This is a genomic window from Halorubrum pallidum (assembly GCF_055380345.1).
On record NZ_AP043944.1, the window covers coordinates 148,856 to 169,226 of the forward strand.

Genomic DNA, 20,371 nt, shown 5'->3' on the forward strand with positions numbered 1-20,371 from the left:
CCTATTGTCGGCTGTTCACCGATTTCTTGGCATCTCAAAAAATTCCAAATTGGAGTTAGACTGTATTTCTAAATGACTCGGTCTTGAAACCGAACTTGATGGATGTAACTCTTGAGGAGTTTCTACAGCGGAAAGGCGCAATTGGAATCCTAACGCTCCTTCACGAGCGCCCGATGACGTATTCGGAAATTGAACCGGAAATCGAAGTGACCTCGTCGACGATTGTTACACGGCGTGATGAAGCTGCGAAACTAGGTCTGATAGATGTCTCTCTCGGAAGAGGAGAAGTCGGGACGAAGAAAGTGTACACCCTGACGGATATGGGTGAATTCCTGACGGACAAGATGGCACGGGAGGGAATCCTCAGCAACTATCGAAAAATGCGGACGCTACAGCAGGTGTTGGACGAGCAGACAGAAAGCATCACACAGTGGATGAAAGAGAATCCGTCGCAGCTTCTACAGTTTGAGACTGCTGACGATGGAACTGTTATCAGCAGAGATGAGATGAAGGGGAATTCAGACGGTGAGACAAGTACACAATCTTCCCCATCACCGAATGAACGTGAGGAAGCACCTGACGCTGACAAGTACACAAGCAACTTGGATGACCCAGAAACTGAGCCACCTGAACGGCCGAGTGAGGGAGAAAACTTCCCACCTGAAGAGGAGTTACCTGTAGATCTGACACCAATCCAAGATTCTGATTCAGAAACCAGCGATACAGAGACGGACGATGGCGGGGGAACCACCGATGATGCATCGAGTGGGTCTGCTTCCGGATCAGAGCGTGCTCCCGATTCCGATCAATCAGCAGACTCAGAGGAATTGGGACAAGAAAAACTCGGAGAAGTATCCTATGAGAAATATCCGCCGAACGAAGAGGACGACACTGATTCGTAGGGGGTTACAGCTCTATGGCTCTGTTGAAATCCTCAAAATATGATAGGTTCTGTCCCCCTGCGGTCAATACAGTTTACAACACTATCGATATGCTCTCCGACTATGAGATCGTCGATGGAATTACTGTAAAGGAACGCGGGAAGATCTATCGAATGCCTGAAATTCTCGCAATCGTCGAAGCACTGTGACCTAATGGGCTCTGTTTTCTGAATGAGAGCGGTTAGTCATCTTACCAACGACAAGTTTGATCAGGAATACTATGGTTACGGCAAAAGCGATGTGGAATATCATAGTCACGACACCCCCACCAAGCGTTATTGGCAAACCGTATATGATGAACTCTAGTGGTGAAAGCAAGTAACTGAATGCGAGGTTGATGTTCTGGCTGCTGGTTTGAGTGAAGATGGGACTGTACCATGGGTACAGCCAAGCCAATGCCCAAACTGCTGCCACCTCCTTGTTGAAGACGTACTTTTTTAGAGATTCGCTGTCCACCATCGGTTCATTAATTTTCAGTATGACATAAATATATTCGGTTGATTGGAATTCAAATCCCGTCGATAGACAACGAATCTATTAGAACTTGTTGGGGCCTGCGCAGTTCTCACCGATTGGCTGTTTCACCTAATATTGTGTCTGAAGAATAGGATTTCAACAGAGCCAGCTCTATTGAAGTCCTCAGTAGGTGATACGTGTTACTCCCGTTACGGTCAATACAGGGGACTCACGAATCGCTCACTACAGTACAGAAGAGTTAGCATTTACCCAGTTCGATAATAGAGAGGTCGGAATAATATGTAACACAAATGTATAAGTGGCGCTATTATGAACTTATTTGTATGAAACTTCGAAAAATAGCCCTTTGGTGTGCGGCTGTCACAATGGTTTTATTCCTGATAGCTACGGGAGGTTCATTTATAGCGGGGATTGTATTAATTCCCACTGTCGGTGCTGGTTGGTTTGTCTTTAAGCCTGTCCCAGAAGATAAGAGAATAGTAGTGGTGACAATCGCTATTGTTGGGGCGCTTATTGCAGGTTATATCGCTCCGCTTGGAATTGAGGAGTTAGGTCAATACTTGGAGCTACGTGATCAGTTAGTGATTGGGTTGATTGTACTTGCCCTAACTGTTTCTCTAGGTACATCATTAGAGGCAATTAGGAGAATCACACCCGTAGAATAACGTAGAACTTTGACGATCTGTTGAAAGTATAGTCGGGTAAACTTCTACGCCGTTACGGCTGATACAGACTAATAAGACTCTGTTGAAACCCTCAGCAAGTGATATTTTCTGACCCAGTTGCGGTCAGTACAGGAGACTCACAAATCGCTCAGTACAAGTGAGATACGCACAGATCTGTCAGTACGTACCCTTCAGCAACCAACTGTTTCAGAAGAGAACATACCTAAAGATTCTGCAGGGCAAAGATCCGCTACTTCGTACGAGACTCGCTATTCGGCTCTGCTGTACCCCCGGACTTCTGAGCCGCTAGTTTGGTGAACTCATACGAAATAATTGCCAAAATACTAAGTGATTGCCAAAGAATTATTTAAATAAGAAAATGAATTCGATTGCACGTGTCACCGGGCGAATTCAAGACCTCTCCCGGTGGGAGATAACAATCCTAGCGGTTGCTGGGTTGGCGATTGGACTTGTATCCTCGCGGGTAGGGCTCCTTGGTCCACTCGCAGCAGTTCTATGGGTCCCGTTTATCGGTGTCGCTACAATTTGGATTCTCTTTGACTCAAGAGAACAGGGATTCAAATATCCGTCTGTGGTCGCACTAACAGTTGCTATTCTGCTGTTGCTTATCATTCCGGGAATTGTAGCACTTGCAACCTATTATTATAAAACCCGAATCCAATAAAATGCAGACAGATGATGAGTTGTACCGGTCCTTCTCTTTTAATTCAGATCACTCACAAACCGCTCAGTACAGACCAAAGGCCCACAATCATTATTTCGTCAGGCAACCACCATTATGTATGACAAGAATAATTTGGCTCTGTTGAAATCCTATTCTTCAGACATATTATCGGCTGAAACAGCCGGTCGACGAAGAGTGCTTATTGAATCCGGTTACGCGTCCTGTTCATCTCAAACCTCGCTGAAACCCCGTCCGATCAAGTACCCAACTACTGTAATCACGCCAGAGATGATTGCTCCGCTTCCAACTGGGAATATGAAAGCGCCCGGCCCCGCCATGATCGGGATGAACAGATTGAGTGTGAAACCAAAACATGGGCCGAATGCGAGTATCCAATTCCCAACGAGATCTGCGCCCTGAAACGCCCGGAAGACAACGATGGCGGTAATAAGGAGCGCACCCACCCAGACTATAGCCGATTGTACTGAAGTCGAGGGCTCCAAGTCCCAGACCCGCAACCCAGTCAACGTCCCAAGAACAAAGAGAAAGGCGGCTGTAGCCGCTAAAATCTCACTTGTTCGCTTGTTCAAAATCATATACATTCAAATTGTCCTACATTACGTATGTGCCTTGTGGGTCAAACCGAGATGGTCTAAGCGATCTGCGAGTTTCCTGTATTGACCGTAGCTGTGTCAGGATGTGGTCAGCTGCTGAGAGATTCAACCAAGCTCTGAGATTCAGCCCTCTCGATCCACGTAATTACGGCTCGTTTCTCCGAACGCGGTACGCTTGGTTGGCGTATTGAAATCGGCGTGTCTCGGCGTCAAAGCCAACAATCTCGTCGGCTGTTCGTTTGTTTGTGCGGAGAACCACCCGTTCAACGTCCGAACTCATATGCGCGAGCAGGTTGCGGTATCCGCGATTTTGCATCACCTGTTCAGCGATCATTTTGCGGTCGGCCGTCTGTGCTCGTTCAAGTGTGACTATGCCTCGATCCCCATCATCGGACTCTGTCTGCCACTCCTCGACGGTGACGGTCACTGTGTCTCCGTCTGACTCGCTTGTTACATCGTCCGTTGGTACGACCGAGATCGTCGGTGCGTCGAACTTGACGAGAGCGGCACTCTCTGATGTTGTGTGCCCGTACCCCGCCACGGCGGCGTAGTGGCCTCCACCGAGGTACGGAAAGTGATCCTCATGGTTGCTATCCATCTCATCAGCCGCTACCTCTATTGTCCACGATTCACTTTCACCCGCCGGGAGGTTTTCACAGATGCCGTCGTGGGCGTACGGGCCGATGTGAAACCATTGATCTTCCTGTAATTTGTATAAATCCCAGCCGCCGCAGCTGGTGGATTCCTGTGACCGATTGAAAAACGTAAATTCAATTTGAGTGGGTAATTCCGCTCGTTCGGTGCTTGGGCGGACGAACGCCTGTGTTGTTTCATCAGCTTTGTGGTACCAAGTAACGCCACCCTCACCGGGAAGGTCAGGGATCGACATACCAGAGAATTCTGAGTCAGATTCTGGCCCAGTTGAGTTCGTTGAATTAGTAGACCCAGTTCCCGGCGTATTGCAACCAGCGAGCCCGCCGAAAGTGGCCGAGAGACCAGCAAGGAGAGTCCGTCGGTACATATTCACCCGTTCCGCCTTATTATAAAAGGTCTTGTGGGGAGTTCTATGCTTTCAAACGGATTTCAAACCGAGACAGTTGGTCGTTGAGGGTGTGTACTGAGCTATCTGTCCTTCACCTGTACGGACAGAACCCAGTTCAGATATATCACTCTCTGAGGATTTCAACAAGGCCAATAATTTGGGCACTCGCAGCAGCGTACGTTCTTGTTGGACTCGGTTTATTTTACAGTTTAGCAATAGATTCTAGCGAGCTATTTTTGGGAATGACTGCTCTCATTTATCTTCTAATGAGTCCGTTAGCATATCTTATTTATAAAAAACGAGTGGTGAACAAGTAATCGGTCAATTCGCAGTCTTCAGCGGTCAACTGTTTCGGGCAAGAATCTGTCTAAACATGAGGACGTCCACAGGGCTCACTTACTCGACTGTGCGGTAGGTTCGTCCCCGTGTGTTGCCTTCTGCCTCGATTAGATTGTAGTGCTCAAGCTTCGATAAGTAGTTCCGGACCATGCGTTGCGTCTTCGGATCACCCACGCGATTACAATACTCCTCGTACAATTCATTCGGTGGGATTTCGCCGTACTCGGTGATGGTCTCGTATAGGACTTCCTGGTGGGTAGTGAGACGATCAACGGTTTTCTGCTTGATTTCCGATTTCGCTTCCGGAGTCACTTTCCGAATAACGTCATCGGGGATTTCATTCATCTGTTGAGCGTTAGCAGTGCGAGCAGCTTGCCGAAGGATTCCAATTGCTACGCGAGCATCACCAGCCGCGTTATTCGCAATCGATTCGAGTTTCTTTTTGTCGATAACATCGGGATTAAGCCCCCATCGGACACGATCTTGGAGGATAGCAACCAATTCATCGTGGTGGTATTGTCTGAAATGGATGCGAGTGGCGTTGGCGAGACGACTATTGATCCGGTCATCAACATCTGCGAAGACTCCCTGTTCATTGTTTGCGATGAGGATCATTGTGAGGCCGCGAATCCGGTACAGATCGTACAGGAGACTCTTGTCTTCTAGCTGGTCTACTTCATCGAGGATGACGACGTAGGGTGGGCCGTCGTAGTCGCGGAGACGGTCGAGGAGCTGGTCTCGCGGGGTTGACTGTCGGTGAATATCGATTGTTTTGTTGATGCCCTCTAGGAGAGTGTAGAGCGTTTTGAAGCGGCTGTAGTCCTCCCAGCAGTTGACGTACTGGTGGTTGAGGTCAACGACGTTCTCGCGGAGTCGTTCAACGGTGAACTGTGCGATGCAGGTTTTCCCGACGCCGGATGGGCCGTGGAGGCATCCGTCTTCAGTTAAGCAAGAAACCGCGTAACTGCGGTGGTTTATCGGGACATCTTTCGGAAGGAATGAGGAAGTCCAGTCTGTGCACGACAAGGACTCCTCATCTCGAATTATGCGTCGGCTCACTACACTGTTTCCCTCTGAGTTCCTCAAACAGCACGCCGAGGAACTCGGCGTGGTCGAACGTGACCGAAAGCTTCAGATTCCTGCCTTCGTCTGGACATTCGTGTTCGGCTTCGCCGCAGGCGAAAGCCGAACACTCGCCGGGTTTAGACGCTGTTACAACTCGACTGCCGATGAGACGATCTCACCGAGTGGGTTCTATCAGCGGTTGACTCCGACGCTTGCGGAGTACCTCCGCGACCTCGTCGAGCGCGGTCTCGACGAGGTCGCTGTTCCTGACGCGACAGCTGCTGATATCGACCGGTTCAGAGATGTGATGATCGCTGATGGAACGGTGTTGCGGTTACATGAGTTTCTTTCAGATCAGTTCGAAGCCCCCCATGAGGAGCAGGCTGGAGCGAAGCTCCACCTGCTCCATAATGCCACAAAGCAGACGATCGAACAGATTGATACTGCTGACGAGAAAGCACACGACAGCACCCTGTTCAAGACAGGGCCATGGCTTGAGAACCGTCTCATGCTGTTCGATCTCGCCTACTTCAAGTACCGCCGGTTTGCGCTGATCGACGAGAACGACGGCTACTTCGTCAGCCGGTTGAAGAAGAACGCGAACCCGGTGATTACGGCAGAATTACGGGAATGGCGCGGCCGCGCCATTCCCTTGGAGGGCAAGCAGCTCCGAGCTGTTCTCGACGATCTTGACCGGAGGTACATCGATGTAGAGGTCGAAGTGGAGTTCAAACGAGGACCGTACAACGGGACGCAGTCGTTGGATACGAAGAGGTTCCGCGTCGTCGGCGTCCGCAACGAGGACGCCGACGACTACCATCTGTATATGACGAATTTGACGAGGAAGGAGTTTTTTCCGGCTGATTTAGCGCAGATCTACCGATGTCGGTGGGAAGTTGAGTTGTTGTTCCGTGAGCTGAAGACGCAGTACAACTTGGATGAGTTCGACACGAGCGACGAACACGTGGTGAAGATCTTACTATACGCAGCACTGCTGTCGCTGCTTGTAAGCCGCGATTTATTGGATCTGGTCACTGAACAGGCGGATGATGAGCTCGTGTTTCCGACAGAGCGCTGGGCGGCGACCTTCCGGTCGCACGCCCAGCTTTTCCTCCACAAACTGGGTGAGTACCTCGGCTACTCACCACCGCCGCTGGTTGAACGACTGATCGAAGACGCTCAAAAGATCCACAGGCAGCGACCGATCTTACAAGAGACGCTCGCTACCGCTACACGTCCGAGGTGTGAGTCTTAACTGAAGACGAATGGCCGTGGAGGAATGCGGGGTCAGTAGAGTTTCCATCAAGAATGGGCTGTAGGACGCTTGAGAGCGTGTTGACTTCGGCGTCTCGGTGCGTCACCTCCCGTGGGATGAACTCCGGTTGGAGTACCCGAGCGTCCGTGATCATGGCTGTCGACACGAGAGGCGAGGCTAATAAATGGAAGTGTGGTGTTTCCGAATCTTCCGAATATGTCCTGGCGTTCTGAAACTGTGAGTTCACTGTCTCTCAGCAGAAGAATCGGCTGGGCTTTGTTGAAATTCTTAGTGGGAGCACATTTCTGCCCGGTTCCGATCAGTACAGAGGACTCACGAATCGCCCAGTACAGGCAATCCCTTACCGTATCTGCGGCCTGTATCTTGTACCGCTATCGATACATCACTTCGGACTGGGAGGAATCTTAGTGGTCAATACGCGCTCTCTACTCACCGGATAGTCTCTTTTCTCTTATTAAGTTAAATAATTCAACCAATCCCATAATTATATGCTGGTGAACAATTAACATGGTTGTATGCCTGCGAATACCCCGACACGAACGGCCCTCCAAGCCACCAAGTTACTGTTCGCCGGAGCAGTTCTTCTCGTTGCCGCAATGACGTTCAATTATCTTCCGCAACCATACTCTACGTGGCCAGCCATTGGATCAATACCAGTTAGTCCTGAACTCGTCGTTCCGGCACTACTCGGTGTCGTTGTCGTAATTGAAGCATTGGTAGAGAAATTCAGCATTGCGTCAGTCTTCCTTGCTATCTTCGGAGGGCTAACGTTCCTACTCGGTGCAGCGAGCTTATACACGTTGTACGCAGTCGAATCTGGTGGGGTATTCTTCATTGGATTCTTCACCATTATCGCAGGGATTCTCCTTGCTATCGGAGTTTTTCTCCACACAATCGTACGAACAGAACGCTTCAAAACTGCTTCTAAGGAACTAATAAACTCGATCTCTAATTAGTTTGGTTTGGCTGGCTCTGTTGAAATTCTCAGTAGGTGAGACGTCTTAACCCGGTTGGGGTCAGTAGAGAGGATATATCCAACAATCAGTACACATACTTCTGTCGACGTTTCGTACCGACAGAAGATCGTCACTCCGTCGAGCGTGTCTGAACGGCGAATCCAATGGCGGCATCCATAACGACGAGGAACATCAGAAGCCCACCGGCGGCTGCCGAGAACAATTCACCCCAGTAGACGCCACCTGACGAGTTCAATCTCTCCATGATGGCCCACATCGAAACGAGAAGGCAGGGCACCGAGACGGTAGCGAGCACGATGTCGGTTGGCTCACGGGTGTATACTCCGCGGATAAGTACCAGAAGTTCGACGAACAATGGCAGGATAATGAGGGGCAGTGATCCGATATCAAGGAAGGAAATGACCAACAGATGTGAGGGCGGGAATGGCAAGGTACGTCAACGTATAGATTACTAACTGTTATTTCTTTTTGAGGCTGAAGACAGATTCGAAATCGGGTTTCAACAGAATAATAAACGGAGGTGCGTGGTTATGTTGGAATCTCTGAGTCGATGTATCTCTGACCTGCGTATCCGAGGATGAAGCCAAGAACACCAAGTGGAACACCAAAGGCTAGCCCCCATCCGGTGCCGAGTAGGAGTGTTTCACCAACCCCCGGATCGACGGTTTGACCCTCTCCAATAATGTGGATGAAGAGCGCAGTCACGGGGGCGATACATAGCAAGAGACTCGCTACGAGGCTACGATTCTGATACGCCTGCCACGCAGACAACAGAACTAGTATTCCTACGGCCCCGTAGACAATCACTCGCCCCGGAATGAGCGCATAAACCGTCTGGTAGTAGTCGAACAGATAGAAGGTGAAGATGACGATGAAGAGGCTAGCAGCTAGTACTCCCCACCGTTTAGTCAAACCGAGATCATCACCGACGAGGAACGCTCCAATTCGGTTCTGACTCTCTTCCATATAGTGTCATTTGATTACATTTCTCATTAACCTTTCGGCGAGATTACGAATCTTCGCTCTCTCCTGTGAGCAATGCAGGAGACTCACGAATCGTTCAGTACAGGTGAGACACCGATTATTTGGCGCTACTGATGGAACCATGTAAATGCTTATAATCCAATAACTCATAGGTGGTACATATGGCCCTCCGTATTTGTGAGGTGTTCCTCGATTAGTAATATGAGTACCAATAAAGATCAAAAAATTACAAAGCGCAGATTAATGAAAATTGGGGTTGCTGCCTCAATTTCCGGATTTGGTTCTTGGTGGTTGTTTTTGCGGTCAGATCAGGATCCATTAGATAACCTCCCGGAAGAAATAGACTCAGTGGAGTTTGGTTGGGGTGAGACTCTCACACATAAAACCGACGAAAACATACCCCCATCTGAGAAACCCATGATAAACTTCGACAGTGAAGAAAACGAAGTATATATCGAAGGTATTCTAACTTATGGTTCAAGTACATGTAATGCGATAACAATTAGGAATCTTGATTTTGAGGATGTAAAGAATGAATTACATATTGGGGTTGGTTGGATAGAGGAGGGGAATAAGTCAGGATTGTTCACCGGTTCATGTACTGATGATTTGGATCATAAGCCATATTTTGTTACTTTAGAATTGGAATCGAGTCTTCCAAGTAGAGTAGAAATAGTTGAAAATCATTTCGACCCCACTGAAGATGACGATACTCATGTTGTGACTAATAGAATGGAATACTCTGAGTAATCACTCTCAAAGTTAGGTCTTTACTCTATAGCAGCAGTAATGATAGTGTAGGTCTTCTAATATCTTATATAGATGGAAGCGGTTCTGATGAAAAGGGACGTTTGCCCCAATTTATCCGAGTGAGATACCGTATCTCCCAGATAACGCACGACGATGGGCCGCTATCTTCCTGTTGTTGGCATTTATTAGTGGATTTGTCGTCTCATCCTTAATATGGATTATTGGTCTCTTCTAAATCACTCAGTCCGCTCAGTTCGCACTCTTCAGCGACCGGCTGTTTCGGAGGTAAGTGTGTCTGAGGAAGCGTATTTAAACATAACCAACATTTTCTGACGGGTGGTTTCGGTGGAGATCGTCTAAATTGAATCCCGTACAGCAATCTTGGCATCCGCAACTACAGGTGGGCGTCCATTTTCGAGTTGTTTTACCGATCTATAACGTAGAAACCCGTTCTCTCTGGTCAGATACGCGAATATAGTTCGTCGGGCAGCGATGGACGCATCCAGAATTCATGCGTCCCGTGCCCTTGTGGAGGTGCATATATGAATAGAATACTTTTCATGCTATTTGACCTATTCCAGTAAACCTCCTTCCTGAAGAGATGGACATCCCCCCGTCGTTCTCCTTGAAAAGAAATAGAATGCTATTCAGACTATTTTGAAATCGCATTCTTTCGTTCTTGCTCGAACCGTTCAGCCACCTCGTCAACCAAGTCTTCCTCTACAACCGTGCGCAGCAACGCATCAGTCATCTCACGGACAACGATATTCTGATAGCCGCGAGTACTTAGCTCGCGCTCTAATTCGTAGTTCAGCCAGGAATCGAAGTTCTCGATAGTCTCTTCGCGAGCGTAAAACGGCCGTTGATTGGCTGCCTCGTATGAAAAGGCAGTATCTGTCATCGGGTCCAGTTCCTCGACGTCCCCCTCATCCGGTTCGTCGACGTGTTCGGTTGTCGTGTCTGAGGCGGGTGGCTCGCGCGGTTCCTGTTCACTCTTCGTCTCGTCCTGATCGTCAGCATCGTCATCCAGCGTCTGACTAAGATCTGCGAACGGGTCACCGTCGTCAGCCATGCCGGACCACCTCACCGGCCTCGACGATGTGCGCGAGTTCGTCGAAATTCTTCAGTTGATCACAGTTGGCGTCGTAGTCCAATAGCGGTTTGCGTTCACCGTACGCTTTCGTGATACTCGTTCGGTCTCGGATACCTGGTGTCGGACTAATGTCGCCGCTGCCCACAGCCTCCCAATCCGTGATTCGAGCGAAGTTCGGAATACGGTCCTGCAAGCTGTTGTGGGAGTTCAGCCGTTCGAGGAGCTGGCGATCTTGCGTTTGCTGGTCGATACGCCCATCCAGCATATTCGGGACGAGTGCGAGGACGTCGACGTCCATGTGCTTTCGCAGCGGAGCAATCTGGCGCTCGATAGTGCGTTCCAGTCCGGACATCGCCTCGTTGCCGGGCGCTAGTGGAAGAACAAGATTAGACGTCGCGACGAGAGCGTTGTCGGTCAGTCGCGAGCGATATGCGGGCGAGTCCGTGACGATGAAGTCGTATTCGTCGCCCAGCAGCGGCTCAACGACTTCGCGCTTCAACAGAGCAGACGGCTGGAAGACGTCACCGACGACGATTTCTCGCTCGACTTGCTCGAGATCCTCGCTCGAGGGAAGGATATCGAATTCATATTCGGTATCGTAGACGACTGAGGTTGGATCTGCCTCATCGAAGAATACCTCACCGATGCCCTCGTCTGTATTGTGATAGTGGTCATCGAACCCGAGACCGACTGAAGCGTGTCCATTCGGATCGAGGTCAATGAGGAGGACATCATGGTCGTGGGTGGCGAGTTGACGCGCGAGATTCACTGCGATGGTTGACTTGCCAACGCCACCCTTCAGCATGCAGACTGAGACAGCCCGAGAATTCCCCGCTGTATCCACGGATTCGTACGGGCTATTTGGGCTATTCGTGCTATCTATGCTATTCCCGCTATTCGTTCCCGCCATGCTATTCTGGAATAGTGCCCTATCCCCTCTTATAACTAAGGGCAGTGAATAGCCCGAATCGCCAAGATAGACCGAATAGTTTGAATAGTAAGAATAGCATGAATAGTATGAGTAGCAAAGGTAGCCTGAATTGTTAAAATAGCATAAGTAGTATCGATAGAAAATCTCTATGAATAGGATGCTATCTTAGAATAGTATCCGATTTCAGAATACCCCTAATAGTGCAGGGCTAGTACGTGCCGCAGGCGAGAGGATTCGTACCTACTCCGTCCCTTTGTCAATGACGGCCTCGTCCAGTCTCTTCCAAACAGTATCGAACAGCGGTGGATCACCGGTCAGGTCTGGAAGTGAGGTTTCCCACTGGCGCTGAATGTCCTCGCGCTGGTCACCCGGCAGACCTGTGGTGAGATCGACGTCAAGGTCGTCGTGGTCGCACTTTGCTTCGAAGGCAGGCAGGACAACGTCGAACTCAATCTCAACAGATTCGGTCTCTAAGAGCTGATAAAGATCGTAGTAGTCTCTGGCAGCACCCCGTTGGAAGATCGCCCGAAGTTTCTCCGCGAAGATCTCTTCGACACTATACGCCTGCAGTTCGAACTCCGGGATATCCTCGTAGGAGTGCGTATGGTGAACCGAGTCGAATGCGACGTACTCGTCGACCATCACGTCGAGACTGGTCGTATTCGGATGGTCAAGCACCGCCCGATACTGGATGCTCATGTCGACGTAGTGTGTCGGATAGTGTTGCTGGCGGGACTCGTGGTGCTCGCTGATGGTGAACTCAATCCCGGAGCGCTCGGTAACTGTGTCAAGGACATCACGGAGGTCGTCTTCTGATTCGTTGTACTGACCTTCGACGCCGAAATCGAGATCCTCTGAGAATCGCCACGACTGGGGGAAGTACAGTTTGCTCAGCGCCGTTCCACCTTTGAACATGAGGTTCTCGCCAAAGTCACTCGTGAAGATACCCCAGAGAATCCAGGAGTTGACGTAGTTCTTCTCAGCATAGCCCTGGCGGACACCTAGCTCACGGGCAAGGACACGGAGTCGGTTTTGACTGATCATTAGAATCAGGACTCCGTCGGACCGAGCGTGCCCGGGTCAACGTTAATTCGGAGGCGATACTCACTGTCGTATAATCCCTGCTCGCTCTGCGTCGGGTCGAGCAGCGAATACCCGCTCGTGAACGACGCGACGAGCGTCTCACGCGTTGGGAGGTCGATATCCAGTTGGTCGGCAAGGTAGACGATTCGCTTGGTCGCCGCACCGTTGTCGAGTCGCTGGAGGTACTCACCGACGGTCGCCCACGAACAGTCCTGGTCGTCCGCGGCGACCATTGCTTTCGCGAGTTCTCGGATACCACCGCAGTACTCGGGATGGTCGGCACAGTCGACGAGCGTCTTCTCCAAGTCGGCGATGTTCACGGCGGTCCCCTCAATGGACGTCGGCTCGTAGCCGAAGAACTTCCGCTCGGTGACCGTCGCAACGCGATAGGGGACGCCGTGAATCTCGCGACTCTGGGCTCGCGTTGGGGTGACGACGTAGACGGTTCGAGGAACCTGCTCGGTCAGCCCGTGATGGCTGAGGGCGCTGTAGTAGCCGATGTACATCGGCTCAGCGACGTGCGAGGCGATGAGATACTCGTGGGTCGTATATACGGCCTCTTCACCGGCAGCGAGTGGGATGATGAGATATCGGCCGGGGAGCAGCCGATCCAGCCACCCTTTCTCGGTGAGTCGGGAGGCGATCTCGCGGGCGGTGTTCGGCGCGACCTCGAGTGTCGCCTCGATATCGTCGATCGAGATGATTTGGTGGCCCTCCGCGGCGAGATGCGAGAGGAGTCGGCTCTCACGGGTCGAAAGTCCCTGCCGTATAGTTTGGGTCTCTTGTGTGGAACTCATACCTGCATTTCGTACATAGAATATGAAGCCCGGCAGGCTTCAACGTTGCGCCTCCTCCACCCTGCCGGGCAGACACCGGATTATGAGCCTAGTTAGAGTGATTGAGGGCCGGTATCGACAACGCTGGCAAATGCGACGTTCTCTTGGACCTGGTCGATTTCGATGGTCGGCTCGTCACCGGGCTGCGCACCTGGAATGATAACGACATAGCCGCGTTCGACCTTCGCGATTCCATCGCCTTGATCGCCGACTGTCTCGATCGTCACGTCACGGACTTCCCCTTCAGTGACCGGTGGGGTAGGTGGTCCAGAATTTCGTTCGGACGAAGCGGGCTGCTCCTGTGCTGTGCGTTCGTCAGCTGTCTTCGTCGAGGATTGTCGTTGCGTGAGTACGCCGATCCGGTATGTTTCACCAGGAGAGATAGCGCCGTGATCAATCTCAGTTTGCGGAACTTCGAGTGTATATGTCTCTCCTCGTTTTTCTACAGTTGCGCTAAACAGACTCTGGAGCGACTCTGGAACCTCAACCATACGCTGACCTACAGCCCCTGGTAGTTAATCGGTTATCTTCCGCGAAGATAGGTATCTATTCAGGAAGGCTCGTGTTTCCTGGAATTTCCGGAAAACTATGAGGTGCAATTCCAGCAGAATCGCCTGCCAGCGATACAGTATCCGGGTAGAACCCAATTACAAGTGCTTCCTTTCCGGAAGCGACCCGGTCACTCTTATATGACCTGCCGCAGAATCACTTTTATACCGAATTCATGATACGCGATGCTCGCGTCCTCCGCGCCGGGTTCGTCCCTCGAGAAGTCGAGCATCGTGACGCCGAAGTCAACCACCTCTCCAGCGTTCTCGAACCCATCACGAATGGTGAACCCGCCGATACCGCCATCGTCACTGGACCGAGCGGCACTGGGAAAACCTGTATCTCACAGTTCGTCACCGAGCGCCTTCGCGAGGAGGTCCTGGACGTCGAAGCGACCTACGTCAACTGCTGGCGCAACTATACGCGCTATCGGACACTCTACCAGATTCTCGATGATTTCGGCGAAACCATCGATATCCACCGACAGTCGACGCCCCATGACGAACTCATCGATCGGCTCCAACAGTACGACGGGCCACGGACAGTCATCATCCTCGACGAGGTCGACCAGCTCGAAGATCCGGGCGTTATCTACGACCTGCATAGCCTGCCGCAGTTCGCGGTGATCTGTATCGCTAATAAGGAAGAAGACCTCTTCAGCCGCGTCGACGACCGCCTCGTGAGTCGACTTCGATCCAGCGAACACGTCCGGATGGACAAGTATCACGACGAGCAACTCCACGACATCCTCGCTGCTCGTGTGAAAGGAGGGCTCGACCAGGACGTCATTACGACTAACCAACTCGACCGTATTGCCGACGCCGCTGCTGGTGATGCTCGTCTCGCGATTGGCATCCTTCGGACCGCCGCGAGCAAAGCCGACCGCGAGAGTAGAGAGCGAATCACCGATGATATCCTCCTCAACGCTGCGGAAGACGCTCGCGCTCAGATCAAGCAGAAGAATCTCGACTCGCTTATCCCGCACCAGCGGGTCGTCTACGACGTCGTCCGGGAACACGGGCCCCTCGGGCCAAGTGAGATTTACGACCACTACAAGCGGAAAGTCGACGATCCACGGACAAAACGCACCATCCGCACGTATCTGTCGAAGATGACGCAGTACAACGTCCTCGAGGCAGAGGGTACGAGTCGTGACCGCGAGTACTCGCTCGTCGATTCGACGGCACCATCAGTAACCCAATAAGCTGCGAAAATCCAAGATATCATAGACACGTTCTCATATCTTCGTTACACCCAGCCGGCAAACGCTCGAACCAAGTGATATTATGAAATGTCCATCAGCGGTTCGACTGAAATACGATAGGTTTGAAAATGTGATGCCTAGAGAGATCAGTAGTATAAGAACCCTTTAGATAGAATGGTTAGGAATGCTAATTCTGTTTTCTAGTGGGAACGGATAAGTGGTGTTTGTTTTAATCTATCCTCTATGCGCGGAATTGCTGAAAGTTGGATCGATGAATGTGTGGAGGATAGCGCTGAGGGGTCTATGCTCCAAGTGTGGGCAGAGGTTGATGGTGGCTGGAGAGTATATTTTGCTCTTGGGACGACACAATCTTTGGATGAAACGGTCCATGAAGTGCGTCAAGATTGTTTCGTGGCGGTCGATCCTGTCCCCCTAAGCGATCTATTAACACTGATTCCGGTAGATCCAACTGATAGAGTCGATCGGTTTGAGTCGACGCTGGAGCGAAGTACACCCGATGACGAGCAGGTTATTGATCAGCTTCAGGGCGATGTGAGGATGGAGCGTGTATACCCGAATGATGATCTACAATGGGGTTCGACGCGACCGGCTTTACAGTTTGAGCACTGGGTGAGGGAAGATGAGATTCCAGAACTCTCAGACGACCAGCAGGCGAAGGCCCATGAGATAGTTGAAGAGGAGATTGGCGTTGATTTGACTCGGTATCACGACTACTGGGGAAGCTTGGTTATCCAGTTTGAGGACTTCCGAGTCGACGCTGAGTTCGACAATCAGTGGAGAGTAGACCTGAACGCCGACCTCGTAAGTCGGGAAGACGTTGCTGTGGTATTGGAACGAAGGGAGTACGGAGAGCTTCTATGGCAGGACTCTATTGAATTTGAGGAGGATTCTGGTGGCGGTGAAGGAGCGCGAAAAGTCGTGATTTCGTATGGTGGCGACGAAAGCACTGGTTTTTGCGAGGTTGAGCAGGCAAATGGATCAAGTGAAGAACTCATCAAAGTCCTAATCAATGGAGAAACTGTAAATCAGCAGGATTTCCCCGTGGCTCGTAGAGTAGTCACCGATATCACCATCGGTGGCACTGGCCAAAGTGATTCTAGCTCCGATGAAGATCCGCCCGAACTGTATCCAGAATCAGACCTCAGTGGGCATCCCACTATAGTAGCTGGGGAGCAGATTTGGGATAAAAGGAAAATTGATTTCGGAGGCGGGACTACGTCAAGGGGGTGGATAACTGAGGCAGAGAGTGCCGTTGCGGATAGGGCACTTGACAGTATTCAAAGAGATGTTTCTTCAACCGTAAAGGTGGTTGACCCGTATCTGGATGTCGACGGTCTGACGGACTTCGTAGACAGTCTAGATTCTGATATCGATGTCTGGTTCATAACTTCGGTATTACGAAATGCATCGCAGCTGGAAAGCGAATTGACCAGGTACAAGAATCAGGGACAAACCGTGGAGATTCTAAGGATCATGGACCAGAATGGCGGTCCGAAGCTAACTCCGCTTCACGACCGGTTCATTATCACCGAAAAAAGCCGGAGTTGGATACTGGGGACGTCTTTCAACTCGTTAGATACGAACGTCTCGATCATCTCCGAGCTCCCTATGCGTGTTACTCAGACTTTAGATAGACAGTTCAACCGTTGGTGGACAGAACCAGTTGAGCAGAAAGACGAGAGGCAGAATTGCAATAAATCTAGAAGTGGAATCAGCCAGCTCTGATTAGAGGTAATGACGAGACTATAGCCAGCATTGGTTGACGAAGCTGGTACAGTTTTCCTTCGAAATGAACCTGCTAAGTAGACATTCTATCCGAAAATCAGTATCGGTCATCTCGAGCTAAATTCGTCGAGTCCCGATTGTTCGTGATCTAGGGGTTCGATTACTGTGGCGTCGTCATTCCCTGAACTGTTGACCCGCGTCGAAACTTCGTACGCAGTCAAGTCCTCCTCCGGATAGGGCTGGCACAATTCCTCGCGTTCGTCCGGGCTAGCAGTGAGCCATGTCTCCTCGTCGCCGTCGGGGAGGACAACCGGCATCCGGTCGTGAATTGGTTGCATCAGATCGTTCGGTTCGGTCGTCAGGATAGTCACGCACGGGATGGCTGATTCCTCTCCTTCCCAGACCTCCCAGAGGCCGGCCATCGCGAACGCCGGGGCGTCCTCGCGGTAGATTCGATACGGTTGTTTGGGCCCGCTGTCCCGCGTCTGCCACTCGTAGAACCCCGACGAGAGAACGAGACAGGGGCGCGAATCCCAGGCATCGCGGAAGGCTCGTTTCTCGGCTGCCGTTTCAGAGCGAGCGTTGATAATTCCCTCGCCGGGGTCGTCCGCCCACGACGGGAGGAGGCCCCAATGATACTGGTCGATCTCGTCGGCGGCCCGGTTGGTGATGACGTCCAGCTGCTCTCCAGGGGCGATATTGTATCTCGGGACGTATCCGCCATCCGTGACGACCTCCGCTTCAAGGTGCTTCTCGAGGTCCTCCTGGGTGGCGAACAGCGCGTTTCGCCCACACATATCTCCCTTCTCGAGGAGAGTGAGCATCAAAGTATGGTAGCTGTGCGGCGTAGAATGAGAGCAGGAAAGCCGTCAACAGTGTTAACCAACAGTTAGGAGTTACCCTACGGAGTGTTGGTTAATACAGGTGGCTGCCGTGTACCTAAATTCAGTTCCTGAACCGCTTCTAGACGGTACGTTCCGAGAGTCAGAATCTGAATATTGGAGAGCGTTTCTTCGGCCCCTAACCGAAGGTGGTTTAGTACTCTTCGCTAATGCAGCTGTTTATCCATTCGATAGCGACCTGGCCATCCATTTCGGTGAATCGATCGATTTCTCGATGATGAGCGATGGCGTTGCGGAATTCTGCGAAGTCCTCAAACCGGGTTTGAACCGCTGATTTCGATGGTAGATAATCCCCGAAAACGTCCCAGCGAGCGTTGATAATCTTTGCGTAGTCCATCACGTTACAGAAGTCAAGTTTGTCTCGATCAGAGTCGACAGTGAACTCGGGATTACTGTCTTGCTCCTCGCTAATACGCCGCTGAACGTTCGAGTTCACATCGTTCGGGACTTCACCCCAGAACGTGCCTCCATCGCTTGCTAGAGTGAGTTCTGTATCAATGAAGTCCCGAACCAAAACCTCCGTCTCTTTGACGGCGCTCTGAGGGTCATTTCGGAGATCAGACTCGAGAGCAGAATACTCCCCGATTAGTTCCATGAATTCGGAGTATACGAGTTCCGCCCGCTGTTCCTGGAACGTATCATAATCGTTGTCCCAGATACCCGAGTCCTCGTCATGGGGGATAAGGTGCGAATCCATGATTCGCTCAAACTCATTTACATCATTTGCGAGTCTTCCAAAGTACTCTTTTGCGGAGGTGTCCGAGAGACGGCGGTTAAGCTCGGCAGGAATGAAGGTAATGTCCATAATGCTCTTCCGCTCCTTTTTCGAGTAGTCTAACCCCCGAAGATAGGCGTTCGGAAAGATGTGATGCTTGTTGAGACGGAAGTCAGCGTACTCGTTTTCCGTTAGGTCGATTTCTGAGCCGTCCTCGAAGTGAAGAGGTCGGTTCCGTGCAAGGAGACAGAGGAATGCATTCCTGAGGCCTGAAGTGGACCGCTTGATATTGGTCGTTTTGAGGCGTTCTGTGCTAATCTGCGGCGTGAAGTTGATTTCAACATCTTCTCCTGCGATGATCCTGTCGATCAGTTTGCTATCTTCAGTCATTCTGGTCTGTGCAGAACTGCTGTACCGACCCGAGAGAGCGACCCGCCAGAACCAGCGGTCTATCTGTTCCTGGTGGTCTGGGTCGACATTCCTGCGATCTGTCTCATACATATAATATGCGAGCACAGGAATCATTCCTTCGTACGGAATGAACTCGGACCGTTTCACTCCGTGTTGTTTTCTGAGATAGCCAATCGCGGAGATCATAGCCTCCTTGGTATCCTCCCAGTTCTCTCTGACATCATCGGGATCGAGATTCTTCTGAGCGTCCGTGCTGCACGTTCCATCAATGTTGAGAGCCAGGGTCTGGGTCACGGTACCTCTGTCAATCTCCCCGAACCCGATCTGGTCTAAGTGCTCGAAAATATCCTCGTCGATGCGGCTACGAAGATTGAAATCCCTTGACCAGATGTTGGCGTTAACTATATCGAAGCGGCTGAGTCGCGTCCCTTTCTGATTGATCCGCTCGAAGATGTTTATGACGCTCTCAACTTCGTTCGTCTTGACGATGATAAGCGGGAGTTCGTATTTCGTCAGCGCATCGTTGCAATCAGTGAACGCCTCATATCGATCGCCCTCTAACTCGTCGCGAACCTCCCGTTTGTCGTCCCAGATGTCACAGACTCGTACAAGGTGGTCGGCTTTGCCTTCTGCAACTTTGAACGTCTCTTCGTCAAGGTCAAAGACGATGCGGCTGTAGTCCGTGTCCGCATATTTCATTCCGTTGAGCGTAACGTAGAGCGAGGTTAGCCGTTGTTGGCCGTCAAGCACGAAACTGATTTCGGGGAATTCGGACCGCTGGATTTCTTCAAGTGAGGGCTGCTGGAGTTCGTCGACATCTCGGAAGAAGTCCCACATATCGTGCGGGACTCGCCAGAAGAAGAAACTCCCAATGGGGTAACTCTTGTAGATACTGTCGAAGAGATCGACGACGTCGGTTCGGTCCCAGACGAATTCTCGCTGGAACTCTGGAATGCGGTATTTTCCTTTCCCGACCTGAGTAATTACGTCGTCAAGACGTCGGTCATCGACGTCCAAGCTCACATTCCGCATAGAGAATCACATTCGCAGTCGAGTTATAAATCTGTGTGGTTGACCCTTTTCCGC

Annotated in this window: 21 protein-coding genes and 1 pseudogene; 8 read left to right on the forward strand and 14 right to left on the reverse strand. The window is 51.0% G+C overall.

Annotated elements, in window-relative coordinates:
• The first annotated feature begins 98 nt into the window (after positions 1–98).
• A complete protein-coding gene (locus ACZ45C_RS00760; protein ID WP_144798062.1) occupies positions 99–902 on the forward strand; it encodes a winged helix-turn-helix domain-containing protein in 804 nt (267 codons plus the stop codon).
• A gap of 14 nt (positions 903–916) precedes the next feature.
• Positions 917–1,090, forward strand: coding sequence for a hypothetical protein (locus ACZ45C_RS00765; RefSeq protein WP_186310971.1), 174 nt, complete (start codon positions 917–919; stop codon positions 1,088–1,090).
• Between the two features lies 1 nt (position 1,091).
• Here ACZ45C_RS00765 and ACZ45C_RS00770 read toward each other — a convergent pair whose 3' ends face one another.
• On the reverse strand, positions 1,092–1,400 hold the full coding sequence (locus ACZ45C_RS00770; protein ID WP_144798063.1) for a hypothetical protein: 309 nt from the start codon (positions 1,398–1,400) through the stop codon (positions 1,092–1,094).
• A 341-nt stretch (positions 1,401–1,741) separates the two neighbouring features.
• On the opposite strand from ACZ45C_RS00770, the gene ACZ45C_RS00775 reads away from it, so the two are divergent.
• On the forward strand, positions 1,742–2,083 hold the full coding sequence (locus tag ACZ45C_RS00775) for a hypothetical protein (protein ID WP_460560790.1): 342 nt from the start codon (positions 1,742–1,744) through the stop codon (positions 2,081–2,083).
• 915 nt (positions 2,084–2,998) lie between these two features.
• Here the strand turns inward: ACZ45C_RS00775 and ACZ45C_RS00780 are convergent.
• The 3 genes from ACZ45C_RS00780 to ACZ45C_RS00790 form a co-directional block, all read right to left on the reverse strand.
• Positions 2,999–3,364: a hypothetical protein gene (locus ACZ45C_RS00780; protein WP_144798066.1), complete on the reverse strand. Its 366-nt coding sequence runs from the start codon at positions 3,362–3,364 to the stop codon at positions 2,999–3,001.
• A gap of 163 nt (positions 3,365–3,527) precedes the next feature.
• The gene (locus ACZ45C_RS00785; RefSeq protein ID WP_144798067.1) at positions 3,528–4,271 is read right to left on the reverse strand and encodes a hypothetical protein; all 744 of its coding nucleotides are present in this window, start codon (positions 4,269–4,271) and stop codon (positions 3,528–3,530) included.
• Between the two features lie 549 nt (positions 4,272–4,820).
• Complete coding sequence (locus tag ACZ45C_RS00790; RefSeq protein ID WP_460560788.1) at positions 4,821–5,789, reverse strand: Cdc6/Cdc18 family protein; 969 nt, start codon at positions 5,787–5,789, stop codon at positions 4,821–4,823.
• A gap of 19 nt (positions 5,790–5,808) precedes the next feature.
• Here ACZ45C_RS00790 and ACZ45C_RS00795 point away from each other — a divergent pair, with 19 nt between their 5' ends.
• Entirely contained in the window at positions 5,809–7,083 is a 1,275-nt protein-coding gene (locus ACZ45C_RS00795) for an IS4 family transposase (protein ID WP_460560795.1), read from the forward strand.
• On the opposite strand, the pseudogene ACZ45C_RS00800 reads toward ACZ45C_RS00795, so the two are convergent.
• Positions 7,076–7,237, reverse strand: a pseudogene (locus ACZ45C_RS00800) (AAA family ATPase); the annotation flags it as partial. The gene ACZ45C_RS00795 and the pseudogene ACZ45C_RS00800 overlap by 8 nt on opposite strands.
• Positions 7,238–7,619: 382 nt before the next feature.
• Here ACZ45C_RS00800 and ACZ45C_RS00805 point away from each other — a divergent pair.
• A complete protein-coding gene (locus ACZ45C_RS00805; protein WP_144798069.1) occupies positions 7,620–8,060 on the forward strand; it encodes a hypothetical protein in 441 nt (146 codons plus the stop codon).
• 130 nt (positions 8,061–8,190) lie between these two features.
• Here ACZ45C_RS00805 and ACZ45C_RS00810 read toward each other — a convergent pair whose 3' ends face one another.
• Together ACZ45C_RS00810 and ACZ45C_RS00815 are read right to left on the reverse strand one after the other, a co-directional pair.
• Positions 8,191–8,487 carry a hypothetical protein gene (locus ACZ45C_RS00810; RefSeq protein ID WP_206668669.1) on the reverse strand — a complete coding sequence of 99 codons (297 nt, stop codon included), beginning with the start codon at positions 8,485–8,487 and terminating at the stop codon, positions 8,191–8,193.
• A 122-nt stretch (positions 8,488–8,609) separates the two neighbouring features.
• A complete protein-coding gene (locus ACZ45C_RS00815) occupies positions 8,610–9,047 on the reverse strand; it encodes a DUF8071 domain-containing protein (RefSeq protein WP_144798071.1) in 438 nt (145 codons plus the stop codon).
• Positions 9,048–9,266: 219 nt separating this feature from the next.
• On the opposite strand from ACZ45C_RS00815, the gene ACZ45C_RS00820 reads away from it, so the two are divergent.
• The gene (locus ACZ45C_RS00820; protein WP_144798072.1) at positions 9,267–9,815 is read left to right on the forward strand and encodes a hypothetical protein; all 549 of its coding nucleotides are present in this window, start codon (positions 9,267–9,269) and stop codon (positions 9,813–9,815) included.
• Positions 9,816–10,467: 652 nt separating this feature from the next.
• On the opposite strand, the gene ACZ45C_RS00825 is transcribed toward ACZ45C_RS00820, so the two are convergent.
• The 5 genes from ACZ45C_RS00825 to ACZ45C_RS00845 form a co-directional block, all read right to left on the reverse strand.
• The gene (locus ACZ45C_RS00825; protein ID WP_010890437.1) at positions 10,468–10,887 is read right to left on the reverse strand and encodes a hypothetical protein; all 420 of its coding nucleotides are present in this window, start codon (positions 10,885–10,887) and stop codon (positions 10,468–10,470) included.
• Positions 10,880–11,713: a ParA family protein gene (locus tag ACZ45C_RS00830; protein ID WP_012289551.1), complete on the reverse strand. Its 834-nt coding sequence runs from the start codon at positions 11,711–11,713 to the stop codon at positions 10,880–10,882. Before ACZ45C_RS00830 ends, ACZ45C_RS00825 begins: the two co-directional genes overlap by 8 nt.
• 366 nt (positions 11,714–12,079) lie before the next feature.
• Positions 12,080–12,883, reverse strand: a complete 804-nt coding sequence (locus ACZ45C_RS00835) for a nucleotidyl transferase AbiEii/AbiGii toxin family protein (RefSeq protein WP_210113744.1) — start codon at positions 12,881–12,883, stop codon at positions 12,080–12,082.
• Positions 12,884–12,888: 5 nt separating this feature from the next.
• A complete protein-coding gene (locus ACZ45C_RS00840; protein ID WP_210113745.1) occupies positions 12,889–13,719 on the reverse strand; it encodes a type IV toxin-antitoxin system AbiEi family antitoxin domain-containing protein in 831 nt (276 codons plus the stop codon).
• A gap of 92 nt (positions 13,720–13,811) precedes the next feature.
• Positions 13,812–14,249, reverse strand: a complete 438-nt coding sequence (locus tag ACZ45C_RS00845; RefSeq protein WP_460560784.1) for a TRAM domain-containing protein — start codon at positions 14,247–14,249, stop codon at positions 13,812–13,814.
• 233 nt (positions 14,250–14,482) lie between these two features.
• Here ACZ45C_RS00845 and ACZ45C_RS00850 point away from each other — a divergent pair, with 233 nt between their 5' ends.
• Together ACZ45C_RS00850 and ACZ45C_RS00855 are read left to right on the forward strand one after the other, a co-directional pair.
• Positions 14,483–15,511, forward strand: a complete 1,029-nt coding sequence (locus tag ACZ45C_RS00850) for a Cdc6/Cdc18 family protein (RefSeq protein WP_379765294.1) — start codon at positions 14,483–14,485, stop codon at positions 15,509–15,511.
• Positions 15,512–15,754: 243 nt separating this feature from the next.
• Positions 15,755–17,257: a hypothetical protein gene (locus ACZ45C_RS00855; protein ID WP_379765291.1), complete on the forward strand. Its 1,503-nt coding sequence runs from the start codon at positions 15,755–15,757 to the stop codon at positions 17,255–17,257.
• Between the two features lie 107 nt (positions 17,258–17,364).
• Here ACZ45C_RS00855 and ACZ45C_RS00860 read toward each other — a convergent pair whose 3' ends face one another.
• On the reverse strand, positions 17,365–18,054 hold the full coding sequence (locus tag ACZ45C_RS00860) for an SOS response-associated peptidase (protein ID WP_379765289.1): 690 nt from the start codon (positions 18,052–18,054) through the stop codon (positions 17,365–17,367).
• A 238-nt stretch (positions 18,055–18,292) separates the two neighbouring features.
• Positions 18,293–20,317 (reverse strand): GmrSD restriction endonuclease domain-containing protein, encoded by a 2,025-nt coding sequence (locus tag ACZ45C_RS00865; protein ID WP_115864490.1) that lies wholly within the window; start codon positions 20,315–20,317, stop codon positions 18,293–18,295.
• Positions 20,318–20,371: the final 54 nt, after the last annotated feature.